Source organism: Sphingomonas sp. JC676, from assembly GCF_014489075.1.
Taxonomy (GTDB): Bacteria; Pseudomonadota; Alphaproteobacteria; order Sphingomonadales; family Sphingomonadaceae; genus Sphingomonas.
Window position 1 is genome coordinate 618,885 of record NZ_JACTGR010000001.1, and the last position, 19,089, is coordinate 637,973.

The following is a 19,089-nucleotide window of genomic DNA, read 5'->3' on the forward strand; positions in this document are numbered from 1 at the left end:
GGGAAGGACGACGGGTGCACGGCTGGACATTTCATGGCGGGAGGCTGAGCGAGGCGCAGCGCGCTTATGCGGATGCACCGAAGCCGTGGCTCGATCTGTCGACGGGGATCAATCCGCATGCTTGGCCGGGCGCGGCTTCGATCGAGGTCGACTGGCGGGCGCTGCCCGATGCCGGCGAGCTTGCCGAGTTGGAGCGGGCGGCGGCCGGCTATTTCGGAACCGCGCCGGAGCGGGTCTGCGCCTTGCCCGGCACCGAGATCGGATTGCGGTTGCTGGGCGGGCTCGGGCTGCCCGAACCGGTCCGGCATGTCGCGCCGGGGTACCGGACACATGGCGAAGCCTTTGCCCAAAGCACGGCGATCGACCGGCATGCGCTTGCGGACGAGCTGGCGGAGGGGGGCACGGTGCTGCTCGCCAATCCGAACAATCCCGACGGCCATCTCTTCGCGGCGAAGGAACTGGTGCGGCGCGCAGAAGCTTCGAGCGGATGGCTCATTGTCGACGAGGCCTTTGCCGATGCCTTACCGGAAGTCAGTGTGGTGCCGCATCTTGACGCAGACGCGCGGGTGCTGGTCCTGCGGTCGTTCGGCAAGTTCTTCGGGCTGGCCGGGGTGCGGCTGGGCTTTGCAATCGGGCCGGAGCCGATGATCGCGGCGCTCCGCCAGAAGCTGGGAAGCTGGCCGGTTTCGTCCGCAGCGATCCGGATCGGGATTGGCGCCTATCGCGACGCCGGCTGGATCGCCGCAATGCGCGACCGGCTGGTGGCGGACGCTGCGGCCTTCGACGCGGTGCTGGCCCGGCACGGCTGCGACCCGATCGGCGAATGCCCGCTGTTCCGCGTCATCGCGCTGCGCGACGGCATGGCGCTGTTCGACCGGCTGGCGCAGCGGGGCATCCTGACTCGGCCGTTCGACTATGCCCCGACCTGGCTCCGGCTAGGCCTGCCGGGGAGCGACGCAGCATTGGCGCGGCTCGGTCAGGCGCTGGCGGATGGCTGAACCGGTGGCGCTGCTCGCGCTGGCACTGGATGCGGCGATCGGCTGGCCTGGCGCGCTCTATGCGCGGATCGGGCATCCGGTCGGCGGGTTCGCGCGACTGATCGACGCCAGCGAGCGCCGCTGGAACCGGGCGTCGCATTCGGATCTTGTCCGCAGGCTAGCGGGCATCGCCACGGTCTTGCTTCTGCTGCTGGTCGCAGGCGGGGGAGGCTTTGCGATCCAATATGCGCTGGCTTCGGCACTGGGCGCATGGGCATGGCCGCTGATCGCCCTGCTCGCCGCGCCGGGTCTGGCGCAGCGCAGCCTGTACGATCATGTCGTGCCGGTGGCGCGGGCGCTCGAGGCCGGCGACCTGGTGGGAGCGGGGAGCGCGGTTGGTCGGATCGTCGGACGCGATACCGCCGCGCTCGACGAAGCGGGTATCAGCCGCGCGGCGATCGAGAGCCTTGCCGAAAGCTTCTGCGACGGCGTCGCTGCGCCTTTGTTCTGGCTGCTGCTGCTCGGCCTCCCCGGCATCTGGGCGTACAAGGCGATCAACACCGCCGACAGCCTGATCGGCCACCGCGAGGAACGGTGGCGGGCGTTCGGCTGGGCGGCGGCGCGGACCGACGATCTCGCCAATCTGGTGCCGGCGCGGATCGCGGGGTTGGCGGTCTGCATCGCCGGCGTGGGCGGGTTCGCGACAATGTGGCGCGATGCGGGCAAGCATGCCTCACCCAATGCCGGTTGGCCCGAGGCGGCGATGGCGGGCGTGTTGGGGCTTAAGCTGGCGGGGCCGGTCGCCTATGACGGCGCGATGCGTGACAAAACCTGGATCGGCAGCGGCCGGCTCGATGCTCGCGCCGCCGATATCCGCCGCGCGCTTGGCGTCTATATCCGCGCGTGCCTGCTGCTGTGGCTGATCGCCGGAGGTGCCGCTTGGGCGCTCTGATGCTGCAGGGGACAGGGTCGGACGTCGGCAAGTCGGTGCTCGTCGCCGGGCTGTGCCGCGCGCTCGCCAATCGCGGCCTGCGCGTGCTGCCGTTCAAGCCGCAGAACATGTCGAACAATGCCGCGGTCACCGCCGATGGCGGCGAGATCGGCCGCGCCCAGGCGCTCCAGGCGATCGCCTGCCGGGTGGAACCGCATACCGACATGAACCCGGTGCTGCTCAAGCCCCAGGCCGATCGGACGTCGCAGCTCGTCGTGCATGGCAAGGTGCGCGGAACGCTGGGCGCCGGCAATTTCCGCGCGGCGAGGGGCGCGCTGCTCGGCGAAGTGCTGGAGAGCTATGCCCGGCTCCGCGCGGCGTGCGACGTGGTGGTGGTCGAGGGCGCGGGATCACCTGCGGAGATCAACCTGCGCGCTGGCGACATCGCCAATATGGGGTTTGCCCGGGCCGCCGGGGTGCCTGTGGTGCTGGTCGGCGATATCGACCGCGGCGGCGTGATCGCGGCGATCGTCGGCACGCGGACGGTGATCGATCCCGAGGATGCCGCGATGATCAGCGGCTTCCTCATCAACAAGTTCCGCGGCGATCCGGCGCTGTTCGCTGACGGCTATGCCCAGATCGAGGCGCTTTCGGGTTGGCGCGGGTTCGGTGTGGCACCGTGGCTGTCGGCAACCGCGCGGCTGCCCAGCGAGGACGCGGTGATCCTCGAGCGGCCGATGGCGGGCGAGGGCGAGAGGCTGGTGATCGCCTGCCCGATCCTGCCGCGCATCTCCAATTTCGACGATCTCGACCCGCTCAAGCTCGAGCCCGGCGTTTCGCTCAGGATGATCCCGCCAGGCCGGCCGATCCCGGCCGAGGCGGCGCTGGTGGTGCTCGCCGGATCGAAGGCGACGATCGCCGATCTCGCGGCGCTGCGCGCCGAAGGCTGGGACGTGGACATCCGCGCGCACCACCGGCGCGGCGGCGCGGTGCTCGGGCTGTGCGGCGGCTACCAGATGCTCGGCAAGCGGCTGTCCGATCCGCATGGGATCGAGGGCGAAGCGGGAAGCGTCGAGGGGCTGGGGCTGCTCGATGTCGAGACGGTACTAACCCCCGAAAAGGCGCTGCGGCGGGTGGCGGGTACGGCGCTGGGGGCGCGGTTCGACGGTTATGAGATGCATATGGGCGAGACGCGAGGGCAGGATACCGCGCGGCCTCTGGCGGTGTTCGACGATGGGCGGCAGGACGGTGCGATCAGCGCCGACGGGAGCGTGATGGGCAGCTATGTCCATGGGCTGCTGTCGGATCCGGCGCAGCGGACGGCGCTGCTCGCGCGGATCGGGGCTGTGGGTGGTGGGCGCGACTATCGCGCCTCGGTCGATACCGCGCTCGACGAGATTGCAGCGGCGCTGGAGGAGCATCTCGATGTGGAGGGGCTGCTCGCTTTGTCAGAAGTGGCTCGCGACTAGCAGCGCGAGCAGCAGCCCGGTCTCGACCAGTTCGATCCCGGCGCCGTGGCAATCGCCTGTCACGCCGCCGATCCGCCGGCGCAGCCATAGCCACCAGACGGCGATCAGCAGCGGCGCGGCGAGGATTGCGGGGGCGAGGAACGCGCTGGCGGCTAGCAGGGCGAGCCACCCACCGATGTCCAGGATGCGGACCACGGACGCAAAGCGCGCCGCGAGCCCGTTGTGCAGCGGCGGCAGCCAGCGGGTCCAGACGAGCGGTCCGATGCGCGCGGCGAAGGGGACGAGGATGAGCGGGAGGAACAGCTTCGCTTCGACCAGTTCGTGCAGCAGCACCAGCTTGGCGATCAGCTGGAGCGCGATCGCGACCACACCGAAGCTGCCGACATGCGGATCGGCCATCACGGTGAGCATGCGGTCGCGATCCTTGTGTGCGGCGCCGCTCGCGTCGGCGAGGTCGGAGAGCCCGTCGAGGTGCAGCGCGCCGGTCACCGCGACCCAGGCGACGAGGCCCGTGAGTGCACCCGTCCAGGGATCGAGCCTCGCACAGGCCCACGCCGAACCAGCGATGATGATCCCGATGACCAGTCCCCCGGCGGGAAACCAGCGCATCGACCGAGCGAAATCCGCCTCGTCGGCGCGCACGCGTGGCATCGGCAGGCGCGTGAGGAACTGCAGCGCGAGGATCAAGCCCTTCACGGCCAGAGCCCGGCAATCTGCGCCGAGCGCGGCTCGCCCGGCCAGACGCGGAGCGACAGCAATGCGGCATAAGGCAGCTCGAACGCCCAGAGCTGGCGCTGATCGAACCCGCACAGCGTGGCGAGCGCCGCGCGCATCGCGCCGCCATGTGTGACGACCAGCGTGGGGCGCGGCGTCAGATCGGCGATTGCTGCCGATACGCGCGCAACCAACGCCGACCAGCGCTCGCCGTTCGGCGCGGGGAAGGCGTCAGGGTCGTTCCAGAAGCGGCCGAGCGCTTCTGCATCGATCTCGTTGCTGGCGAGTCCGTCCCAGTCTCCAAAATCGAGCTCGCGCCAGCGCGCGTCGACAGTGACCGACAGAGCCAGCGCCGCGCCGATCGCCTCGGCTGCGGAACTTGCGCGACGAAGGTCCGACGTGACGATCGCTTGTATACCTAGCGCGCCTGCCTGCTCGACGCAGGCGGCGATTCCCCCGGCCGTGGACGCGATATCAGTACGGCCGAGCATTCGCCCGGCGATCTCCGGCGCTCCGTGCCGCAGCAGATGGAGCGCGAAGTCCGTCATCCGGCTTCCGAGACCCCGGCCTCGGCGAAGGTCGCCATCTCAGCGTGCGCCGCGACGGCCGCTCGGATCACGCAGGTGGCGACCGCCGCGCCACTGGCTTCGCCCAGCCGCATGCCGAGCGACAATAGCGGGACGAGCCCCAGCCGGTCGAGCAGCCGGGCATGGCCCGGTTCGGCCGAGACATGGCCGGCGATGCAATGATCGGTGATCGCCGGGAACGCTGCCGACAGCGGCGCGACGCTCGCACAGCTGATGAAGCCGTCGAGTATTACGGGCACGCCGAGCTGCCGTGCGCGCACCACGGCACCGGCGATCGCCGCGATCTCGCGGCCGCCGAGCCGGCGGAGGGTCTCGAACGGCGTGGCCGGCGCGTCCGCGTGAAATGCCAGGCCGCGCTCCACCACCTCGGTCTTGTGGGCGATGCCGGCGGCATCGATGCCGGTGCCCGGCCCGACCCAGTCGGATGCGCCGCCGCCGAAGCTGCGTGCGCAGAGTGCGGCGGCGGCGGTCGAATTGCCAATGCCCATCTCGCCGACGGCCAGCAGATCGAGATCCGCATCGACCGCCGCCGCGCCGGCGTTGATCGCGGCCAGGCATTCGTGCTCGGTCATCGCCGGCGCCACGGTGAAGTCCGCGGTCGGTCGGTTGAGTTCGAGCGCGACGACCTTCAACTCCATTCCAGCCGCGCCCGCGAGCGCGTTGATCGCGGCGCCGCCACGCTCGAAGTTGCGGACCATCTCGGCGGTGACGGCGGCGGGGAAGGCGCTGACGCCGTGCACCGTGACGCCGTGATTGCCGGCAAAGACCACAACGCGAGCGCGATCAAGCGCCGGGATCGGACGCGCCTGCCAGCCCGCGAGGAATATCGCGATCTCTTCGAGCCGGCCGAGCGACCCTGCCGGCTTGGTGAGCTGGCCTTGCCGTGCGCGGGCGGCGGCGATCGCCGCCTCATCGGGCGCGGGCAGCGCCTCGAGCGCGCGCGCGAAGTCTGCAGGAGAAGTGAAGCCGCTCATTCCGCGACGAACCCGGGCGGCGGGGTGCGGGTGATGAAATGTCCCTTCACGCCGTGCGGCCATTTCGCGAAGGGCACGCGGCCATGCGCGCTGGCGGCATATTCGACGGCATAGTCCAGAATGGCACGGGCGGAATCCTCTTCGGGCGTGAATCGGCCGAGCACATAGCCGACCTTGTCGGGCGCGCGCAGATGCACCGTGCAATATTGTTCGCAGGCGAACAGGCACGGCATCTCCTGCACCGCGATGCCAGCATAGCGGCCGTCGCCGGCCTGGATCGCCCGGAGTGCGGCGATTAGGCGCTGACCGCCGCGCATGCCGTTGGCGTCCTGGCGCGTGTCAGCCGAGTAGCGACAGGTATTGCACGCGACCACCGCTGGCCCGTTCGCGACGCGCGCAAGCATCATGCCCTCTGGATGCGTGCCTGGACCGGCGCGGCGGGCAGGCCGATCCGGACCAGCAGATGATAGAGCGCGAGCAGGCCGAGCAGGATCGCGCCGTTCCGGGCGAACTGGCGCATGAGCACCTCGACCGAATAGGCCGCCTCGATCCCACCGAGGAAGAACGCCCAAACCAGGGCCACCAGCTTGAACGCGACGAACGCGGCGACATAGCTGGCGATCAACCGCATTGCGAAAGCCGCGCTGCACATCCGCCGCAGCACCGCGTAAGCCGCGAGCGCCGAGCCCAATGCCGCGGTGAGCAGATCCATGGCAAATGCCAGCGTCTCAAGCTCGCGCGGATAGCCGAGCAGGCCGAAGCCGACCACCTGACTGACGAACCAGGAAAGCAGCATCAGGATCAGACCGTCACGCTGGCGCATGTGAAGCGCGGCCAGTGCGGCGAGCGCAGGGAAGGGCGTTGCGCACGCGAAGATCAGGGTGGTCAGGGTGCTCGCCACGGTGAGCAGCACGATCCAAAGCGTCGATGCTCGGGCAGTCGAAACAAGTCCGGTCATGGCGGTCTCCATCGGGTTCAGGCGGGTCATGCGGGAAGTGGCGCGGGCATCAGAAGCGGCCCCGGACGCCGGCATAGATGCTGCGGCCGAGCGTGCCGAAGCGGAACGCGGTCATATATTGCTCGTCGAACAAGTTCTCGGCGCGGGCGAACACGCGCAGTTGCTTCGAAACCGCGAACTCGGCGCGCAGATCGACCAGCGTATAGGCGTTGAGCACCTGCGCGTTGGAGGCATTATCGAAGCTCTTGCCAGACCAGCGCACTGCCGCGCCCGTGGTCAGCCCGAACGGCCAGGAATAGCTGACCGAGCCGTTCGCGGCGTCGCGCGGCCGGCGCGGGAGCCATTTACCGAACGTGGCGGCGGCCGGCGAGCGGTCCTCGGCCACCGTCCAGCTGTAATTGCCGTCGAGGGTGAGATGGCCGACATTGGCGACGCCCTGCAACTCCACGCCATGCGCTTCGGCGCGCGAGACATTCTGGTAATAGCCCGAGCGCCGGATCGTCGTACCTGGACGGAAGCAGAGCGGCAGCGTCGAGGTTGCTGCGCAGCTGTTGAAGATGATCTGATCGGTCGTGGTGCGCTCGAAATAGGTGCCGCCCAGGCTGACCGCGCCGCCGAACAGGTGCTGTTCCGCACCCGCTTCCCAGCCATGTGCCTGTTCCGGATTGAGCGTGGTGTTCCCGAACTCCGAGAAGAGTTGGTAGAGCGTCGGCGCCTTGAAGCCCTCGCCGTAATTGGCGCGCAGGATCGTACCGGTCGGCAGCCGGAGCACACTGCCCGCCGCGAACAGCGTCTTGCCGCCGAAGCGGTCGTGATCGTCGTTGCGGATGCCGCCGGTCAGCGTCAGCGCCTTGAACGGTTGCGCGCTTAATTGTCCGTAGAAGCTCGTGATCTCGGCCTTGCCGATCGCCGGGGCAGGCACGGGCGCGGCGAGCGAGGCCGGCGGCGAGACGCTGCGGAACCGCGAGCGCTCATTCTCCGCGCCGGCCAGCAAGGTCCAGCCCGGCGCGATCGCGAAGCTGCCCTGATATTCGAACCGCTCGTTGCGCCCGGCGGAATCGAACGTCTGTGCGCGGGCGCGGGTGGGGTTGTAATTGTCGCGGTTGGTGTCGGTATAGCCGTAGCCGAAGCGGTTGCGGAACCGGCCGTCCAGCAGGTCTATGTTGACGCCCGCATAGCCGACGAATTCGCGGTTGAGCGCATATTCGGGTGTATCCGCGGTGGTCGAATCGATGTCGGTGCGGCTGGCCGAATAGTAGGAGCGCAGATCGGCGGTAACGCCCTTGGCGAGCGCGATTTCGATGCGGCCGGACACGCTGGTGTTGGTATAGGCATCGGCCTCCTTGCCGCCGAAGGCCGGGGCCAGCGCCGAGATTCCGCCGGTGGTGAAGGCCTGGCCGCCCAGGCGCCACGTGACCGGACCGTTCCTGCCGCCGATCGCCGCGCGCGCGCTCGCCGTCTCGCGCGATCCGGCTTCGAAATCGAAGCTGCCTTCGAGGGCCTTTTCGGGAAGCGCGGTGACGATGTTGACGACACCGCCGATCGCCTGGCTGCCCCACAGGATTGATTGCGGGCCGCGCAGTACCTCGATGCGCGAGGCGTCGCCGACAAGCATGTTGGCGAAATTATAGCCGCCGCCCGCCGAGGAAGGATCGTTGAGCTTGACGCCGTCGACAACGACCACGGTCTGGTCGGGCTCGGCGCCGCGGATGCGCAGCGACGTGGCGGTGCCATAGCCGCCGTTGCGCGATAGGCTGACGCCGGGCGTGCGGAGCAGGAGCTCGGAGACGCCGATATCCTGCGACCGGTCGATCGCCGCCTTGTCGAGCACGGTGACCGAGGCGCTGACCTGGTCGGTGCGGGTGGGCAGGCGCGTGGCGGTGACGACAATCGCGTCGGAATCCGCATCGCCGGCGGCATCGGGAGCGGGCGCTTCTTGCGCATGCGCCAGCGGAGCAAGGACAAATAGAGGAACAAGAGAAACCAGAGAAACGGACTTGAACATCGAGCGACCCTTCTGACAGCGGCCGCATCTCCCGAAGCGATGTAGAAAGCCCGTCGGGCGCACGACATCGCTCCGCGAAACGCGGACCAGACATGTCGTCGCTCGGGTTCAACCCGTCCGCTCGGCGCACCCTGGCCGGACGAAGGACGACCGCGACGGGCAGGTCTCCTGGCTTGCGGGTCAACGCCGGTTCGGGCCGCCTTCTCAGGATCCGAAGATCCCAATGGCATGTGGCCCGATGGCTCGCCGCTCACAGTTGCAGGGGCAGCCGGGGTCTCGAACCCCGTTCCCATTTTCATCCCCGTCTCCGGGGAACCTGTCGCGGCGCCCGAATAGGACGATCACAGGGCCAGCGTCAATCACTGTGCAGTGCGTCAAGCAATCGTGTGGAAATAAGTGCCCGTGACGAGCCCTATGGCGTGCCCTGCCGGCGGAAGCGGATTGCTCTCGCCATCGGCCATGTCGGCAAGCGTGGCGTCATCGGTCTCGACCAGGGTCGAATGATGATATTCATGTCCCCAGCTGGTTTCGCCCCGGCGCGCGAAGCCGACGTCGCGTCGCCATGTCGCCCGGCGATAGCCGAGATGCAGCTTGCGCCGCGCGAAGCTCGTATCGACGGGCAGCAATCCGGCCATGGCGTGGGTCTGGCCGTTGGCATCCTCCAGGGTGCGGCCGAGCACCATATAGCCGCCGCACTCGCCATGGACTGGCCGGGTCGCCGCGAAGTTTCTCAGCCCGTCGAGAAAACCACGATTGGCCGCCAGCCGTCCCAAGTGCAGTTCCGGATAACCGCCGGGCAACCAGCACGCGTCGCACTCCTGGGGTGGAGATTGGTCGGCGAGCGGTGAAAACCAGACCAACTCCGCACCCGCCTGGCGCCAGGCCGTGACGAGATGCGGGTAAAGGAACGCGAAGGCATCGTCGCGCGCGATCGCGATTCGCTGGCCGGGCGGGCGCAGCCTAAGCTTCGGCAACGCGGCATCCTGGGTCACGCCGCCCGCCGCCGCGATCGCGGCGAGATCGCAATGCTCGGCGACGACATCCGCCATCGCCTCGATCCGCGCGCCGAGCTCCGCATCCTCACAGGCCTGGACCAGCCCTAGATGACGCGATGGCATCGCGAGCCGTTCATCGACCGGCACCGCGCCAAGCAGTGGGATCGCGATCCGCGCGAAGCCTGCTTGGATCATCCGGCGATGGCGCGGGCTCGCGACGCGGTTGACAATCGCGCCGGCGATGGCCGGCGCTCCGGGAAAATTCGCCAGGCCGTGCGCCACCGCTGCGACCGACTGGGCGCTGCCGGCGGCATCGAGCACCAAAATGACCGGCCAGCCCAATGCCGCCGCGACGCTCGCACTGGCGCCGCCCCGATCGTCCGCGCTCAGACCGTCATACAGCCCCATCGCCCCCTCGGCGACGACCAGATCGGTGCCGCGCGCCGCCTGCGCCGCCATCGCCAGCAACGTCGCCGGGTCGAACGCGAAACCGTCCAGGTTGATCGAGCTGCGGCCAGTGGCGACGGCATGAAAGCCTGGATCGATATAGTCGGGCCCCGCCTTGGCGCCGCTTATGATGAGCCCCGATCGGGTCAGCGCACGTTGCAGCCCGATCGTCAGCATGGTTTTGCCTGCGCCCGATCGCGCCGCTGCGATCATCAGTCCGCGGCCGATCGCGGCCATCAGAATTCGATGCCCGTCTGCGCCTTCACGCCCTGCTCGCGAAAGGGGTGCTTCACTTGGGTCATCTCGGTGACGAGATCGGCGGCTTCGATCAGTCCCTCGGGCGCGTTGCGGCCGGTGATGACGACGTGTGTCATCTCGGGCTTGGCGGCGAGCGCCTCCAACACTTCGCCGAGTGGGAGGTAATCGTAGCGGAGCACGATGTTGAGTTCGTCAGCGACGACCATTTGATAGGACGGGTCGGCGATCATGCGCTTGACCTCCTCCCATGCCTCCCGCGTGACGGCGATATCGCGCGCGCGGTCCTGGGTATTCCAGGTGAAGCCTTCGCCCATCGGCTTGAACTCGACCTGGCCGGGGAACGCATCGAACACGGCTTTTTCGCCGGACGTCATCGCGCCCTTCACGAACTGGACGACGCCGATCTTCATCCCGTGTCCGATCGCGCGCACGACCATGCCGAGCGCTGCGGTGGTCTTGCCCTTGCCCTTGCCGGTATGGACGATCACCAGGCCCTTCTCGACCTGCTTTTCGGCAACCATCCGATCGCGGACGGCCTTGATCTTCGCCATCTTGGCGGTGTGCTCGGCCTCGGTGCGTTCGGCCATCAGGGTGCTCCCGGCAAACATTCGGTCGGGGCGCTCATGGCCGTCCGCGCGCGTTTCGGCCAGTCTCTTTGGCCGATAGCAAATTTTCCAGATCAAGGGCCAGCCATCGGCCAACCGCAGGCCGACGGGCCAAAACTCTATTCGCGACGACTGCGTTGCGTGATCGGAGTGTCGGCGCGCCGTATGGGTTCTGGTGCGCTCCTGAGGTGATATCGCTCCATCCAGTATTGGATCTCGTCGTCGTCTCGCCAGCTGGTTCTTTCACCAGCGTTCCCGTGATGACCGTGATAGGGCGACATTCTCGGTCTCCTTGAGTGAAGGTTACGTGCCGCCCGCGTCCGGTGTGCCCTTGGAAAGCATCGGCTTGGCCCGGCGATAATTTTTCTTCCTCTGAAATTCCCACTAAATCGGAGGATATTGAACGCCTGAAGTCACAAAGGGGTTCAATCATGCGTATTCGCTCGGTTTTTCTGTTCTCGGTTGCCGGACTCGCACTTGTTCAGGCAGCGCCCGCATGCGCCCAGGAAACGCCCGAGCAAGATCCTTCCCAGAACGTCGCGCGTGCAGAGGACGCTCCCGCCGGTGAAGAGATCGTCGTCACAGGCACGCGCGCGCAGGGCCGCTCGCGGCTCGACACTGCCTCTCCGGTCGACGTCCTAAGCGGCAACGCGCTGCGCCAACAGGGCACGACCGAGCTCGGCTCGGCGCTCGCGTCGGTCGCACCTTCGATCGATTTTCCGCGTCCTTCCGCGGTGGACGGCACCGACGCGATCCGCCCGGCGACGCTGCGGGGGCTTTCGCCCGATCAGACACTGGTGCTCATCAACGGCATCCGCGCCAACAGCTCGGCGCTGCTCAACATCAATGGATCGGTCGGCCGCGGATCGGCGGCGGTCGATCTCAACACGATTCCGACCGTGGCGCTCGACCGGATCGAGGTGCTGCGCGACGGCGCTTCGGCGCAATATGGCTCGGACGCGATCGCCGGCGTGATCAATGTCCGCCTGCGCGAGGCGCGCACCGGCGGCGGCGCCAGCGTGACCTACGGCTTCTACGACACCGATATCGACACCGCGCGGGGCAGCCGCCACACGACCGGCGAGCACGCCGTGACGGCATCGGCCTGGCAGGGGCTGAGCTTCGGCGAGGACGGTTACGTCACGATCTCGGCCGAGTATCTGAAGCGGGATCCGACCAATCGCGCCGATTATGATCCGCGCGTCACCGCCAACGCTGTCACCGGTCGCTTCGGCGATCCCGAAGTCGAGCAATATACCGGCTATATCAACGCGGGCACTAGCATCGCCCCCGATTGGAAGCTCTATGGCTGGGCCGGCTATCAGGACCGCGACACCCGCAGCGCCGCTTTTCCGCGTCTGCCGAGCGCCGCCGGCGCAGTGTCGGGCATCTATCCCAACGGCTTCCTGCCGATCATCAACACCAAGTCGACCAACGCCAATGGCGCGCTCGGCCTGAAGGGCGATCTCGCCGGTTGGAACGTCGATCTCAATGTCGCTTATGGCCGCAACAAGATCGAGTACCGCACGCTCAATTCGGCCAACTATGCCTATGGCAACGCGTCGCCGACCAGTTTCTACGACGGCGCGCTGATTTACGACCAGCTAGTCGTCGGGCTCGACGTGACGCGCAGCTTCGACCTATTCCAGTCCTTGAACGTCGCGTTCGGCGTAGAGGGGCGGCGCGAGGGCTTCAAGATCACGCCGGGCGAGCGCGCCTCCTATGACTATCCGGCGAGCGGCGCGATCGCCGGCCAGGCGCCGGGCGCGCAGGGCTTTGGCGGCTTCTCGCCGCTCAACGCGATCGAGCGGAGCCGCAAGAACGTCTCGGGCTATGTCGATCTGGAAGCCCAGGTCACCGACAAGCTTCTGGTCGGCCTTGCCGCGCGCGGCGAGCACTATACCGATTTCGGCGACACCGGCACCGGCAAGGTCTCGCTGCGCTACGATTTCGCCCACTGGTTCGCGCTGCGCGGCACGGCATCGACCGGCTTCCGCGCGCCGAGCCTGCAGCAGCAATATTTCACCTCCGTCGCCTCGGTGATCCAGAACGGTGCGCCGGTGCTCACCGGCACCTTCCCCTCGACCAGCCCGGTCGCCGCCGCGCTCGGCGGGCGTCCGCTGCAGCCCGAGAAATCGACCAACTTCTCCGCCGGCACGGTGATCCGCGCGGGCGGGTTCGACCTGACCGTCGACGCCTATCAGATCCGCCTGCGTGACCAGCTCGCGCTGTCCGAGAACATCCAGTCCTCGTTCAGCCCGCAGGTCGCGGCGATCCTGGCGCCATTCAACGTCCCTTCGGCGCGCTTCTTCATCAACGGCCTGCGCTCGCGGGTGCGCGGCATCGACGCGGTCGCGCATTATCGGCTCGACGCCGCCGATGCCGGCAAGTTCGACTTCACGGTCGCGGGCAATCTCAACCAGTCGGTTGTGACGCGCGTGCCGACCTCGACCGCGACGATCAACCCGGCGCCGGTGCTGTTCGCGCGTAGCCGCATCCTCACGATCGAGGAGGGCACGCCGGGCGAGAAGGTTACGGGCACGATCGACTGGTCGCTCGACAAGATCGGCGTCACTGCGCGGGTCAGCTATTACGGCAACGTCAACCAGCCCGGCACCGCCGCCAACGGATCGGCAGACATCAACACCGGCACGCACGCGATCACCGACCTCGAGCTGCGCTACCAGCCGGTGAAGGGCGGCCAGTTCGCGCTCGGGGTGAACAATCTATTCGACATCTATCCCGATGAGACGGCGGCGGTGAACAACAGCACCGGTGTGGTCGGCTTTCCTTATTACTCCCCCTTCGGCTTTGGCGGACGCTATCTTTACGTCCGCGCCGGGCTGAGCTGGTGAGCGGAGCGCAGGCGATGGCGGATAGCAGCTTCAGCCCGGGCTCCCGTGGTCGCTGGCCATCCTTCGGCGTCCAGGTGTTCGTCGGCATGGGCATCGGCCTGGCGCTGGGCGTGATCGGACGCGCGGCGGGCACGCCCGCGCTGGGCGAAACGCTGCACACGTTTGGGCAGATATTCGTCCAGCTGCTCAAGGCACTGGTGCCGCCGCTGGTGTTCACCGCTATCGTTGCTTCGATCGCGGCGCTGCGGGATCTGGAGAATGCCGCAAAGCTGGTCACGCACACCCTGGCCTGGTTCGCGGTGACCGCGTTGATCGCGGTGCTGATCGGCATCGCGCTCGGCCTGCTGATTCAGCCCGGCCTCCATGCCGGCGTCGATATGGCAGCCGCGAAGGCGCCGTCGAGCAGCGGTTCGTGGCTCGATTTCCTGAAAGGGATCGTGCCGGCCAATTTCCTGGGGCTGACCGCGTCCACCAGCATCGAGGCGGGCGCGGCAAAGACTGCGCTGTCGTTCAACATCCTGCAGATCATCGTCGCGGCCATCGCGATCGGCGCTGCGGCGGTGCGGGTCGGGAGCGCCGGCGAGGCCTTCCTGTCATTCAACACCTCCGCGCTCGCCATCTTCCGCCGGTTGCTGCGCTGGGTGATCGCGCTCACCCCGATCGGCAGTGCCGCGCTGATCGGGGATGCGGTCATCCGTTACGGCTGGGACGCGCTCTCCGCGCTCGGATCGTTCGCGGCGGCGATCTATATCGGGTTGGGCCTTGTCCTGCTGGTCGTCTATCCGCTCCTGCTCGCGGCCAACGGCCTCAATCCGCTACGCTTCTTCGCCGCGGCCTGGCCGGCGATCCAGCTCGGTTTCGTGTCGCGCTCGTCGGTCGGCACCTTGCCGGTGACCGAGGAAGTCACCGAATGCGGGCTCGGCGTGCCGCGCGCCTATGCTGCGTTTGCGGTGCCGCTCGGTGCCACCACCAAGATGGACGGATGCGCGGCGATCTACCCGGCGATCGCGGCGATTTTCGTTGCACAATTCTATGGCCTGCCGCTGCATCTGACCGATTACGTCTTGATCGCCTTTGTCTCGGTGATCGGCTCGGCCGCCACCGCCGGTCTGACCGGCGCCACCGTGATGCTGACCCTCACTCTTTCCACGCTCCACCTGCCGCTCGAAGGCGTCGGACTGCTGCTGGCGATCGACCCGATCCTCGATATGGGCCGCACGGCGGTCAACGTCGCCGGCCAGGCGCTCGTGCCGACCATTGTCGCAAAGCGCGCGGGCATCCTCGATCTCGAGCGCTTCCGTGGCCGTGACGCCGCGCTCGCCTCCGTTCCGGCCTGACCCCACCAAGCGAAAGGCATATCATGTCGCTCAACCTGTTCGATACCGTTCCCGACTTCACTCAGGAATCGACCGATGGACCGCTCAACTTCTATGACTGGGCCGGTCAGCACTGGGTGTTGTTGTTCTCGCATCCCAAGGACTTCACGCCCGTCTGCACCACCGAGCTGGGCGCGGTCGCCAAGCTCAAGCCCGAGTTCGATCGGCGCGGCGTCAAGATCATCGGTCTCTCGGTCGATCCGGTCGACCGGCACTTGCAATGGGCGCAGGACATCGAGCGGACCCAAGGCGCCGCACTCAACTATCCGCTGATCGCCGATGTCGATCGCCGGATCGCGCTTCTCCTGGGCTTGATCTACCCGAACGCTTCGGACACCAACACAGTGCGCAGCTTGTTCATCATCGACTCCGCCAAGCGGGTTCGACTGACCCTTACCTATCCAGCCTCGACCGGGCGCAACTTCGCCGAGATCCTGCGCGCCATCGACAGCCTTCCGCTCACCGACCGCCACAAGGTGGCGACGCCTGCCGATTGGCGGCAAGGCGAAGACGTCATCATCTTGCCTTCGCTGGGGAACGAGGAAGCGAAGGCGCTGTTTCCCGCTGGATGGGACGAGCAGACCTCGTATCTGCGCAAGGTCCCGCAACCCGAAACCGCAGGCTGAGCCCGTGCCGGCAATTCTTGCCGAGCCGTTTACGGCGGAGATCGCGCAAGCGGTTTCCCGGCTCAATGCGGCGCGCTCGGCCTGGAGGGGGAACCAGGCCGAGCGCCATGAGGTCGCGCACTTTCCGTCGCCGACGGCGCTCGCCAAGGCAATCGAGCATCTCGCGGCGGCTTTGTTCCCGGTGCGGCTCGGCGGCTTTCGGGGCGGGGCGGCCCGCGAGGATGATTTCGTTGCCGAGCAACTTACGCGCGGCCTCGCCATTCTGCGCGAACAAGTGGCTAGCGAGTTCGATTATTGGCAGGCGCAGTCCCGTGACGCGTTCGAGCCCGATCATGCAGACACGATCGTGCGCCACTTCGCTGCGGCCATGGCCGAGATACGCGCGCTGATCGACAGCGATATCGAGGCGGGCTTCATCGGTGATCCCGCGGCGCGCAGCGTCGACGAGATCCTGATCGCCTATCCCGGTGCACTTGCGATCCTGCATCACCGGCTCGCGCATCCCTTGTTCGGGTTGGGCGCAGTGATCGTCGCACGCATCATCTCCGAGCTCGCCAATGCGCGCACCGGCATCGACATCCACCCAGGCGCGACGATCGGTCCGCGATTCTTCATCGACCACGGCACCGGCGTGGTGATCGGCGAGACCGCGATCATCGGTGCTAATGTACGTCTCTACCAGCATGTGACTCTCGGCGCGCGAACGCCACTGGGGCTTGCGCAAGTGGGGCCGCGCGACCGGTTTGCGCGGCATCCGATCGTTGAGGACGACGTCATCATCTATGCAGGCGCGACGATCCTGGGCCGCGTCACTATTGGCCGCGGCAGCACGATCGGCGGCAATGTCTGGTTGCTGCGCGACGTGCCTGCGGGCGGCGTCGTCGTCCAGGCCGAGGCGGAACTGCTCGATCGGCTGCGGGCACGGGAAATGGCCGCTGAGCTGCGAGGCGGCGCGGCATGACCGTGTCCTTCTTCCATCGTCCTGCGCCCGATGCCGTGCCCAAGCCGGTCATCGGCGTCCTGTGCTGCAACGAGTTCGCCGAACGACCGGTTCAGGCGGTTGCCAGTCGGTTCATCGAACCCTTGCGACGCCTCTCCGGCGCCACCGTGCTGCTCGTGCCGGCGTTGTCCGACGCGCTGGACGCCCAAGCGCTGGGGGAGCGGCTGGACGGCCTGCTGCTGACGGGTTCGCGCTCGAACGTCGCAGCATCCCGTTATGGCGGGCGAACTTCCGATCAGGACCGGCTGGACGTGCAGCGCGATGAGGTCGCGCTCACGCTGGGCGCACATATGATCGAGCGGGGTAAGCCGGTATTTGGCATTTGTCGTGGCCTGCAGGAACTGAATGTGCTGTTCGGCGGGACTCTCACGCACGATCTTGCGGCACACCATCGGCGCGGGCCCGGCCTCGCATTCGATGCGCTGTTCGATCACGAGCATGACGTGACGCTGGCGGAGGACGGGATACTCGCCGCGGCCACCGGCGCCACGCGGCTGAGGGTCAATTCGGTGCACGAGCAGGGCATCGATCGGCTCGGAACCGGCCTTGCGATCGAAGCGATCGCAACGGACGACGGGCTCGTGGAAGCCTTTTCCGCATCTCCTTGCGGTGCGCCCGTGGTCGCGGTGCAATGGCATCCCGAATGGAATGTCGATGCGAGCGCGGCGGGCAGGGCCTTTTTCTCGCTGATCGGTGACGCACTGGGCGCGGCGCCGCGCGCCCTTGCGGCGCCGCAGGGCGACAGTCTTCGGATCGAGAAAATTCCGACCGGTATTGGCTCGCTGTGGATCAAAGACCCGCGATTTCGCTTTGCACTCCGGTAGCCTATGTGGAGAATTCACCGGGGGTTCCAGCGAATGAAGGCGGCCGAAGTATTTACCAAGCTCGGGATCGAACTGAAGCCCGATCCGTCGCGCACGGTCATCCGTCCGTTCAGCTTTGGCTACCCCGCCGCCTTCGCGGAAGGGCGGCCGACAAGGTCCGAGGAAGTAGCCGGCCGCGTCATGGCGCTCGACCCGGCAATGCGCGAGCGGATGCTGTACCTACTTCAGGAAGCCATGGAGAAGCGGCACCACAATGTCGACGACGTGTTTCTGCGGCGTTTCGAGGAGGTGAAGGGCGAACTCGGCAGCGCGGTGATCGAAGAGGCGCGTGATCGGCTCCTGATCGGCGCTTACTTCAGCCAGGAATATGCCTTTGAGTCGGCGGCTCTGTTCAATCCCAGCATCGTCTCCGTCCCCGACCAGGATCCTGACGACGACAACATCCGCTTCATCCTCTCGTTGCGCGGGGTGGGCGAGGGGCACATCTCGTCGGTCACCTTCCGCACCGGTACGTGGGACGCAGGCGACGGCCTTGTCGTTGACCCGCCCAGCCTGCACGGCGTTCCGCCCCGAATCGAGAGCGACAACGAGGGCTGGGTGCGCATGCGCTCCGACGACAGCCAGAATATCTCGGAAACGGTGATCTTCCCCATCTTGCCCAGCCAACGTCAAGGTGTGGAGGATTTGCGTCTCGTCCACTTCACCGACGAGAACGGTGTCGAGAGTGTGATCGGCACCTATACCGCATTCGACGGGATGACCGCGCGTGCCGAGCTACTCCGCGGCATTGATGCGCGCACCTACGAGATGCGCGCGCTGACCGGCGCCATGTCAGGTTATAAGGGTATGGCTCTGTTCCCGCGCCAGATTGACGGGCGCTTCGCGATGATCGGACGGCAGGACAACGAGAATCTGTGGCTGCTCTACTCGGACGATCTCTTCAACTGGGAGACGGGTGACCGATTCATGGGTCCCGAATATCCATGGGAATTCGTGCAGATCGGCAATTGCGGCTCACCGATCGAGATCGAAGAAGGTTGGTTGGTGTTCACCCACGGCGTCGGCATGGTGCGCGGGTATTGCGTGGGTGCGTGTTTGCTCGACAAGGAGGATCCGTCAAAGGTGCTCGCCCGCACCTCGTCCCCGCTGTTGTTCCCCGGTGCCGAACAGCGGGGCGGCTACGTCCCTAACGTCACCTATAGCTGCGGCGCGCTACTCCATAAGCGCCGCATCCTGCTGCCCTATGCGATCGGAGATGAATATACGGCATTCGCGGTGGGTGACGTCGACGACCTGCTCGGGGTTATGGATCGGCAATGAGCGAACATCGCGCAACCCACATGCATATCGACAAGATATATCGGTTGCGGTGACGCGCGAGGAAGAAGCCAGGGCTTCGCATCAAGCTTGTGATCTCGGCCTTGCGTGAGAGCCATGGCCTTGACGGAGCATGGTCGCTAATCCGGCCGGACGATTACCGAAACGGAG

17 protein-coding genes and 1 riboswitch are annotated in these 19,089 nt (G+C 67.0%); of the genes, 9 read left to right on the forward strand and 8 right to left on the reverse strand.

Annotated elements, in window-relative coordinates:
- Positions 1-14: 14 nt before the first annotated feature.
- Genes IAG41_RS02950 through IAG41_RS02960 form a run of 3 tightly spaced genes read left to right on the forward strand, consistent with a single transcriptional unit; the run spans position 15 to position 3,377 of the window.
- A complete protein-coding gene (locus tag IAG41_RS02950) occupies positions 15-998 on the forward strand; it encodes a threonine-phosphate decarboxylase (RefSeq protein WP_316251071.1) in 984 nt (327 codons plus the stop codon).
- Complete coding sequence (gene cbiB / locus IAG41_RS02955) at positions 991-1,929, forward strand: adenosylcobinamide-phosphate synthase CbiB (RefSeq protein ID WP_187727072.1); 939 nt, start codon at positions 991-993, stop codon at positions 1,927-1,929. Before IAG41_RS02950 ends, cbiB begins: the two co-directional genes overlap by 8 nt.
- Positions 1,917-3,377 (forward strand): cobyric acid synthase, encoded by a 1,461-nt coding sequence (locus IAG41_RS02960; protein WP_187727073.1) that lies wholly within the window; start codon positions 1,917-1,919, stop codon positions 3,375-3,377. The genes cbiB and IAG41_RS02960 overlap by 13 nt, the downstream gene beginning before the upstream one ends.
- Here the strand turns inward: IAG41_RS02960 and cobS are convergent.
- The 8 genes from cobS to cobO form a co-directional block, all read right to left on the reverse strand.
- Complete coding sequence (cobS, locus tag IAG41_RS02965) at positions 3,357-4,073, reverse strand: adenosylcobinamide-GDP ribazoletransferase (RefSeq protein WP_187727074.1); 717 nt, start codon at positions 4,071-4,073, stop codon at positions 3,357-3,359. The genes IAG41_RS02960 and cobS overlap by 21 nt on opposite strands.
- Positions 4,070-4,639, reverse strand: a complete 570-nt coding sequence (locus IAG41_RS02970) for a histidine phosphatase family protein (RefSeq protein WP_187727075.1) — start codon at positions 4,637-4,639, stop codon at positions 4,070-4,072. Before IAG41_RS02970 ends, cobS begins: the two co-directional genes overlap by 4 nt.
- Complete coding sequence (gene cobT / locus IAG41_RS02975; protein ID WP_187727076.1) at positions 4,636-5,652, reverse strand: nicotinate-nucleotide--dimethylbenzimidazole phosphoribosyltransferase; 1,017 nt, start codon at positions 5,650-5,652, stop codon at positions 4,636-4,638. The genes IAG41_RS02970 and cobT overlap by 4 nt, the downstream gene beginning before the upstream one ends.
- Positions 5,649-6,056: a DUF1636 domain-containing protein gene (locus IAG41_RS02980; RefSeq protein WP_187727077.1), complete on the reverse strand. Its 408-nt coding sequence runs from the start codon at positions 6,054-6,056 to the stop codon at positions 5,649-5,651. Before IAG41_RS02980 ends, cobT begins: the two co-directional genes overlap by 4 nt.
- Positions 6,056-6,610, reverse strand: coding sequence for a hypothetical protein (locus IAG41_RS02985; RefSeq protein WP_187727078.1), 555 nt, complete (start codon positions 6,608-6,610; stop codon positions 6,056-6,058). Before IAG41_RS02985 ends, IAG41_RS02980 begins: the two co-directional genes overlap by 1 nt.
- Positions 6,611-6,659: 49 nt before the next feature.
- A complete protein-coding gene (locus tag IAG41_RS02990; protein ID WP_187727079.1) occupies positions 6,660-8,615 on the reverse strand; it encodes a TonB-dependent receptor plug domain-containing protein in 1,956 nt (651 codons plus the stop codon).
- 140 nt (positions 8,616-8,755) lie between these two features.
- Positions 8,756-8,950: riboswitch (cobalamin riboswitch) on the reverse strand.
- Between the two features lie 39 nt (positions 8,951-8,989).
- Positions 8,990-10,294 (reverse strand): cobyrinate a,c-diamide synthase, encoded by a 1,305-nt coding sequence (locus IAG41_RS02995; RefSeq protein WP_187727080.1) that lies wholly within the window; start codon positions 10,292-10,294, stop codon positions 8,990-8,992.
- Positions 10,294-10,902, reverse strand: a complete 609-nt coding sequence (cobO, locus tag IAG41_RS03000; protein ID WP_187727081.1) for a cob(I)yrinic acid a,c-diamide adenosyltransferase — start codon at positions 10,900-10,902, stop codon at positions 10,294-10,296. The genes IAG41_RS02995 and cobO overlap by 1 nt, the downstream gene beginning before the upstream one ends.
- 449 nt (positions 10,903-11,351) lie before the next feature.
- On the opposite strand from cobO, the gene IAG41_RS03005 reads away from it, so the two are divergent.
- From IAG41_RS03005 to IAG41_RS03030, 6 genes are read left to right on the forward strand one after another with little or no spacing between them, the layout of a single operon-like run.
- Positions 11,352-13,775 (forward strand): TonB-dependent receptor plug domain-containing protein, encoded by a 2,424-nt coding sequence (locus tag IAG41_RS03005; RefSeq protein ID WP_187727082.1) that lies wholly within the window; start codon positions 11,352-11,354, stop codon positions 13,773-13,775.
- A gap of 14 nt (positions 13,776-13,789) precedes the next feature.
- The gene (locus IAG41_RS03010; RefSeq protein WP_187727083.1) at positions 13,790-15,112 is read left to right on the forward strand and encodes a dicarboxylate/amino acid:cation symporter; all 1,323 of its coding nucleotides are present in this window, start codon (positions 13,790-13,792) and stop codon (positions 15,110-15,112) included.
- A gap of 23 nt (positions 15,113-15,135) precedes the next feature.
- Positions 15,136-15,777, forward strand: coding sequence for a peroxiredoxin (locus IAG41_RS03015; protein ID WP_187727084.1), 642 nt, complete (start codon positions 15,136-15,138; stop codon positions 15,775-15,777).
- A gap of 4 nt (positions 15,778-15,781) precedes the next feature.
- Complete coding sequence (gene epsC / locus IAG41_RS03020) at positions 15,782-16,738, forward strand: serine O-acetyltransferase EpsC (protein WP_187727085.1); 957 nt, start codon at positions 15,782-15,784, stop codon at positions 16,736-16,738.
- Positions 16,735-17,601, forward strand: a complete 867-nt coding sequence (locus IAG41_RS03025; protein ID WP_187727086.1) for a gamma-glutamyl-gamma-aminobutyrate hydrolase family protein — start codon at positions 16,735-16,737, stop codon at positions 17,599-17,601. The genes epsC and IAG41_RS03025 overlap by 4 nt, the downstream gene beginning before the upstream one ends.
- A gap of 33 nt (positions 17,602-17,634) precedes the next feature.
- Positions 17,635-18,921, forward strand: coding sequence for a glycoside hydrolase family 130 protein (locus IAG41_RS03030; protein ID WP_187727087.1), 1,287 nt, complete (start codon positions 17,635-17,637; stop codon positions 18,919-18,921).
- Positions 18,922-19,089: the final 168 nt, after the last annotated feature.